Genomic DNA, 7027 nt, shown 5'->3' with positions numbered 1-7027 from the left:
TTGCCAACGATACCGATGCGGATGGCGATACCTTAAGTTTAACCAGTGCCGAAGTCAGCGACGGCGCCGGCTCGGTTTCAATTGTCGACGGCAAAGTCGTCTTCAACCCGGATGAATCCCATAACAACCTCGCGGAAGGTGAAACGGAGGATGTGACGGTCAGCTACACCGTCACCGATGAGCACGGCGAAACCAGCACGGCTGATCTCACCATTACCGTGACCGGTTCGAACGATTCTCCGATAGCCGTACTCACCGGTAATAGCGTGGAAGAAAATGCAGGTGGCGGTACGGTAATTGGAGATCTATCGGCCCAAGACTCAGATCAAAATGATACTCATGTTTATGCGGTAGTCGGTGATTCACCTTTCGAGGTTGTTGATGGTCAGCTGGTCGTTAAAGACGGTGCCGAAATCGATTATGAGCAAACAGAAGCCATTGATGTGGTCATTCAGGTAACCGATTCTGCCGGCGCTTCTACGACCAAAACATTCACTGTGAATGTAAGTGATATTGATGAGGATGGCCACTGCGAAGGGGTTGTGATAGATGGCGGAAATGGTAACGACACGTTAACCGGTACCGATTGTGATGATGAAATATACGGGGGCAATGGCAAGGACACCATTTTTGGCGAAGGTGGTAATGACATTATCGATGGCGGCAATGCCAATGATGAGCTGCACGGTGGTAGTGGCAACGACACAATTACTGGCGGCAACGGCAAAGACGAAATTTACGGTGATGACGGTAATGACATTATCGATGGCGGCAATGCCGATGATGAGCTGCACGGTGGTAGCGGCAACGATACGATTACTGGTGGCAATGGCAAAGATGATATCTACGGTGATGATGGTAACGACATTATTGATAGCGGTAATGGCGATGATTACATCGAGGGCGGCGCCGGCAATGACACGATAAGCACCAGCAATGGGAAAGACGAAATCTACGGTGGTGATGGCGACGATTTTATTGATGGTGGTCTCGGCAAGGACACGATTGATGGGGGGGCAGGTAACGATACGATTCGTGGAGGAGGGGAAGGCGATACTTTAGATGGTGGCGATGGCGACGATACCTTTACTTACCATGGTACCGACGGCACCGATACGGTTGATGGTGGAGATGGAATCGATACCATTGACCTCACCGATGTTAGTCGTGTGACATCAAGCGATGACTTTACTGTCGACCTATCCCAAGGCTCGGTTATTTCGACCAGTAATGGTGAAATCGTGTTGAGTGATGATGCCGTGGGTGAAATCCGTTTGGATGAAGGTACGCGCATCAATATCGACAATGTGGAGCGCATTGTTTGGAATGATGAAAATGCGGAAGCTGAAGATAGCTCGCAGGATAAAGGTGGGGGCATTATTGGTGATAATAATGACGAGAGTGAGAATGACGAAAACAGTGAAGATAATGTACCTGGCGATGTAGGCGACAGCGACGACAAAGGTAGCAGTAAAGATAAAGGCGATAGCGACGATAAAGGCAGTAGTAAAGATAAAGGCGACAGCGACGACAAAGACAGCAGTAAAGACAAAGGCGATAGCGACGACAAAGGAAGTAGTAAAGATAAGGGCGATAGCGACGACAAAGGCAGTAGTAAAGACAAAGGCGACAGCGACGACAAAGGCAGCAGTAAAGATAAGGGCGATAGCGACGATAAAGGCAGCAGTAAAGATAAAGGCGACAGCGACGACAAAGGTAGCAGTAAAGATAAAGGCGATAGCGACGACAAAGGTAGCAGTAAAGATAAAGGCGACAGCGACGATAAAGGTAGCAGTAAAGACAAAGGCGAAAGTGACGATAAAGGCAGTAGTAAAGATAAAGGCGACAGCGACGACAAAGGCAGCAGTAAAGATAAAGGAAATAGCAGTGACGCGGCTAATGAAGATATAGGCATCGCGGCTCAGCAAAAAGGTGGGCCCCAGCCTGACGAGGAGCAAGAGCTTGAAGGGAGTAGCTCCAGTAATAGCTGGTTAGAAGAAGTTGACGATGAGTCAAATGATGAGTTTGGTGACGACGATGGAGTGAGTTGGGTCGAGGCCACAAGTGATGATTCGAATCCGGGCCGCGAAAACGGCGGAGATGAAGATGATGGCGAATTAGATGATGACGGTTTCCACAATAATGATGATCTGAGTGATTATGGTGATGATCAGTTTATGTAGGCAGCCGGGTAATAAATAAGGACGTTATAAAATTATGCGCATATTTATGTCAGGCGTTAGTTGTGTGGGAAAAACGACGGTTGGACCACTATTGGCCGAGCAGTTAAATCGCCCCTTTTTTGACATGGATCGTGAAATTGAACGCTTTCACGGCATGAAAATCCGCCCGTTACGCCGCAAAATCCCGACCATGCGGGAATACCGCATCGAAGCGGCTAAGGCATTGGTGCATTTGTTAGCGCAACCGAAAAGTGAAGAGGCCGTCATTTCAATGCCGCCCAGTGGCTTTATGGAGGCCTACTGGGATGTGGTTAAAGAACAGTCATGCGCAAAAATTAGCCTATTTGATTCACCCGAAAATATATTTAAACGGCTCACATTTTTTGATGAAGAGTCAAACCCAAAACAAAAAACACTCAATAAAGCGCAAGCGGCACGGTATCTAAAATCCATTTATACCGATATGGAATATTTCCAAGATTCTTATAACCGTGCCGACGCTCAAATAGCCATTACTGGGCTCAATCCATTGCAAGCAGCCAAAAAAATTAGCTTAATTTTGCGAGTTATGAAAAAAGTGCATTAAACCCATAAACGCATACATCAGATCTTATTACTCCACTAATCCCTCCTCCATTTTTCGGTTAAGAGTCTATGCTTAATAAAGCGAAAGTCTAACGATGGCGGGGTGGAATAGCATCCCAGTAAAAAGGGTTTGATGAAATGGCCTATGTTGCCTCCCATCTCACAAATAAAATCAGAACGGCACAGTTGTACTTAAGAACAATTTTGCATCCTGTCGATGCGCAATATTTAAAGCATCCCGATATCACGTTTGAGAATAAGACGAATACCCTCATTATTGCCAGCCTAGCGATACACTTATTGTCGTTAAGCTTACCCGTTACAACTCTGCAGGTGTACGACCGTATTCTAGTGAGCCAAAATATGGGTACGCTTAATGCCTTAACAATGGGGGTTGCGATTGCGGTATTACTCGAAAGTTTTATTCGTTTGGCGCGTTCATATATTGTGAGTTGGAGCAGCGCCGTGTATGAGCATGCACTGAGTTGCAATGCGCTTCGCCATATATTACATTCCGATTTATCCGATGTTGAGCGGGAAGATGTCAGCCAGCACTTACAGCGTATGGGCTCAATATCACGAATGCGCGAATTCACCAGTGGCCAAGCGCTTATCACCCTTATCGACTTACCCTTTGTGGCTATTTATATCGCTCTAATTGCTCTGTTAGCCGGTTCTTTAGTGATTGTTCCTGTAGCAATATTATTGGTCTTTGCTTTGTTAGCGTGGGCCTTAGGTAAAAAGATAAAAGCGATTTTATCGCAACGGGATGGCTCGGATGAAAAGCGAATGAGCTTTTTTATTCAGGTACTTACCGGGATTCATACGGCAAAATCTTTAGGCCACGAAAATCAACTGCAGCGGCAGTATGAAGAATTGCAGCGTGCTACTAGTACCCACAGCTACTTTTTATCAAAAGCAACCAATACGGCCAGTAATTACAGTGCCTTGTTTACCCAAATCATGACGGTTTCCATGATTGCATTTGGTGCACCCCTAGTGTTGTCTGGAGAGGTAACGATGGGAACTTTAATTGCTTGTGTCTTATTGTCGGGGCGTATTATGAGCCCGGTACAAAAGGCCCTTTCAATTTGGACGCGATTTCAGGATTATCAATTATGCCGAGAGCAGGTCAATAGTATATTTTCGACGAAAAAAATAGAGCATGCCCCTGAAGAGTCTTTGACAGTTATTGAAGGCGCTGTTGCCGTTAATAACCTTTGCTTCTCATATACCGAAAATGACCGTGCATTACTACGAGATATATCTCTGGTGCTAAAGCGTGGGGATGCGATATCAATATCGGGCGATCACAGTTGTGGTAAAACGACATTGTTAAAGTTAATTTCCGGGTTGTATTTGCCGAAAATAGGTCATGTGCTGGTTAATGGCGTGTCGGCTCATTTACACCCGCCAGAAGAGCTAATGCAGCACTTGGGATATTTACCCATGGATGGCATCATTTTTAAAGGTACGATAGCTGAAAATTTAACAGCTTTTGGTTTGAATAGTGCCGAAAATGTAAAGCAAATTTCAGGTCTGTTGGGTATTGATAAGGAGATTTCAAAACTCCCCGCAGGATTTGATACCTTATTGGAAGGCGGTAGCTCCGATGCAATTCCGCCAGGTTTAAAGCAGCGTATTGCTATTGCTCGGGTACTTGCGGCTAAGCCTAAGGTATTATTGTTTGATAATGCCGACAGGGGGTTAGACAAAGAGGGTTACCACCTTGTGTATAAATTGCTAGCTAAGCTCAAAGGTCGAGTCACATTAATTTTAGTGAGCGATGATAAGAATATTTTGTTTTTATCTGACCGAGATTATATTTTGGATAATGGTGAGCTGAAAGAAAGCCACGCTGTAGACGACAGTAAGTTACACGATGTTAAACCTTATCAGGTGCTACGTTTGTGAATGCAGCATTAGAGCTTAACGACCAGGCCTGGATGTCAAAAGCGAATCAGATCGAAGTGATACTGTCGCAGTTGCGAGCGGCGGGTTGGTTGTCTGATAACGAGGATTTAAGTCGCTGTTATGAAAATGCGATTGTTTGTCTATCGGTAGAGCTGGAGCTTCCTGTTAGCGAACGAACATTGTGCGATTATTTGCCAAGCACAAAGCGAAGTATTGATGCTGTCGATGTCATGAATGCTATCGCAAATTTGGGATATCTTGCCAATGAATTATTGATCGATGCCGCGATTATTGATGATCGTTTGTTTCCCTGCTTGTATGTTCCGTTTCAAGGGGCTGAGGTAAACAATCAATTGAATAATTTGCAACCTGTTGTCATTCTAGGTTCGCACTCGCAAGACGATACGCTCATGCTGACCCTCTATGATTGCTCTGCCGAGCGGGTAATGACGGTTAATAGCACCGAAATACCTAAAGGTAAGGCCTACGTTTTTACGAAAGAATCGGAATCGCCGCAACCGCTTACGCCAGACTATATGGCGGCGTCGGGCTTTACCTGGTTTCGTGCACTATTGGAACGCTTTAAAAGTTTATTTTGGCAAGTTTTTTCTGTCAGTATTATGATTAATCTTGTAGCCATCGCGGCGCCCCTGTTTGTGATGTTGGTTTATGATCGTGTTATTGGGCTACATTCACCCGAAACCTTGATGCCCCTAATCGTAGGTGCTTTTTTAGCGTTATGCTGCGAGGGCGCTTTGCGCTTAGTTCGCCTGCGAGCATTATCGTGGTTTAGTTCCCGCGTAGATACGATAGTCAGTAATCATATATTTTCGCAGCTAGTCTTTATGCCTATAACTTTTACTGAGCGCGCATCAGTATCTGCTCAAATCTCTCGTATTCGTGCTTTTGAAAGTATTCGAGATTTTTTCAATGGCCCATTATTTTTAGCGATCGTCGAATTACCTTTCACGCTTATTATCTTGTTAGCTATTGCTCTTATCGCCGGAAAACTCGCGCTCGTCCCACTCGCTGTCGCTGCATTGTATTTAGTTTTGTTATTCTTTACGGGGACGTCGTTGCGAACATCGACTAAGTTATCTGGTCGGGATCATTCTGTACGGCAGCAAATGGTATTCGAAACGTTTCAAAAGATGCATGGAATTCGCTCTAGCGGTATTGGTGAAAAATGGATCGAAGAGTATCGAAAAGTATCCGGTAAGGCTTCGTTATCAGCATTTAATACCGCATTCTTATCCGCGCGTATAGAGATGATTTCCCATGCCCTATTTGTGGCGGCAGGTCTTACGATTATCTATTTAGGCGTAGTGGGGATTCTGGCGGGTGAAATAACGACCGGTGCATTAATTGCAACCACACTACTGGTTTGGCGGGTATTAACCCCCTTCAAAATTTTGTGTAACTCCATGAGCCGTTTCGAGCAAGTACGTAATTCGGTTGATCAGGTTAATCGCCTTATGGCGATCAATACCGAGGCGCAAGACTCGGCCTCGCATACCCGAATTAACGAATTAAAAGGTCAAATCACATTTAGTAAGGTTGGCCTTCGATATAACAAAATAAGCGACCCTGTTTTTACTGGACTTAGCTTCAGCGCAAAACCTGGAGACCTTGTTGCGATTACCGGTGGTAATGGTTCTGGTAAATCAACGATCTTGCAGCTGATCAACGGATTTTATAGACCTCAAGCGGGTAATATTCGTATCGACGAGCTCGATATTCGTCAGCTGGATTTGATTGATCTACGAAAAAATATTGCGTATGTTCCTCAAGTACCTCACTTTTTTAACGGTTCAATTTCGTCCAATCTGCGTATGGCCGACCCACTAGTCAATGCACAAGCGATTAAGGTCGCATTAAATCAAGTGGATGCCTGGGAGGAGGTGTGTGCATTACCGAAGGGGATAGAAACCCAAATAGGCATCGATGGTTTTCAGTTACCTTCGGGTTTGTCATACAAGCTAAACCTTGCACGTGCTTATATAAAAAACACATCACTGATGTTGTTTGATGAGCTGCCCTATGCGTTATTGAATAGCAGTGCGGGTGATGCCTTCCGGAAAACGATAGAGCGCTGGAAAGGTCACCGTACAGTTATTCTGGTTACTCACCGTGAAGATTACATTAAAATGGCGGATACAGTTGTTCTGTTAACCTCAGGTGATTTCCCCATGGTCGGTTCACCAGAGCTAATCATCGAAGCCATCAATAAAAGTAACACCTAAAGCTACTTTTAGTCTTAGCCAAATAGTCTGATCCGAATAGACTAGCCCCCCCTTAAGGGCCGAGGAAAAAATACTTTATCCAATAATACTTGCCTCCTGCCT

At 45.0% G+C, this 7027-nt stretch carries 4 protein-coding genes; all 4 read left to right on the top strand.

Translation table 11 applies throughout. The features are described from left to right. A partial coding sequence (locus AC3A8L_RS18530) for an Ig-like domain-containing protein (protein WP_487963764.1) occupies positions 1–2183 on the top strand: 2183 nt, incomplete at its 5' end. A gap of 64 nt (positions 2184–2247) precedes the next feature. Then, positions 2248–2769, top strand: coding sequence for a shikimate kinase (locus tag AC3A8L_RS18525; RefSeq protein ID WP_487963763.1), 522 nt, complete (start codon positions 2248–2250; stop codon positions 2767–2769). A 137-nt stretch (positions 2770–2906) separates the two neighbouring features. Beyond that, the gene (locus AC3A8L_RS18520) at positions 2907–4682 is read left to right on the top strand and encodes a peptidase domain-containing ABC transporter (protein WP_487963762.1); all 1776 of its coding nucleotides are present in this window, start codon (positions 2907–2909) and stop codon (positions 4680–4682) included. After that, positions 4679–6925 carry a peptidase domain-containing ABC transporter gene (locus AC3A8L_RS18515; RefSeq protein ID WP_487963761.1) on the top strand — a complete coding sequence of 749 codons (2247 nt, stop codon included), beginning with the start codon at positions 4679–4681 and terminating at the stop codon, positions 6923–6925. Before AC3A8L_RS18520 ends, AC3A8L_RS18515 begins: the two co-directional genes overlap by 4 nt. The last annotated feature ends 102 nt before the right edge of the window (positions 6926–7027 follow it).

Source organism: Marinagarivorans sp. (assembly GCF_982758155.1).
The sequence above is the reverse complement of the archived record's forward strand: the minus strand, read 5'-3'. Positions and strand labels throughout refer to the sequence as shown.

Excerpts from the sequence above, each read along its gene's own strand:
- AC3A8L_RS18520 (WP_487963762.1), top strand. The coding sequence starts at position 2,907 with ATGGCCTATGTTGCCTCCCATCTCACAAATAAAATCAGAACGGCACAG.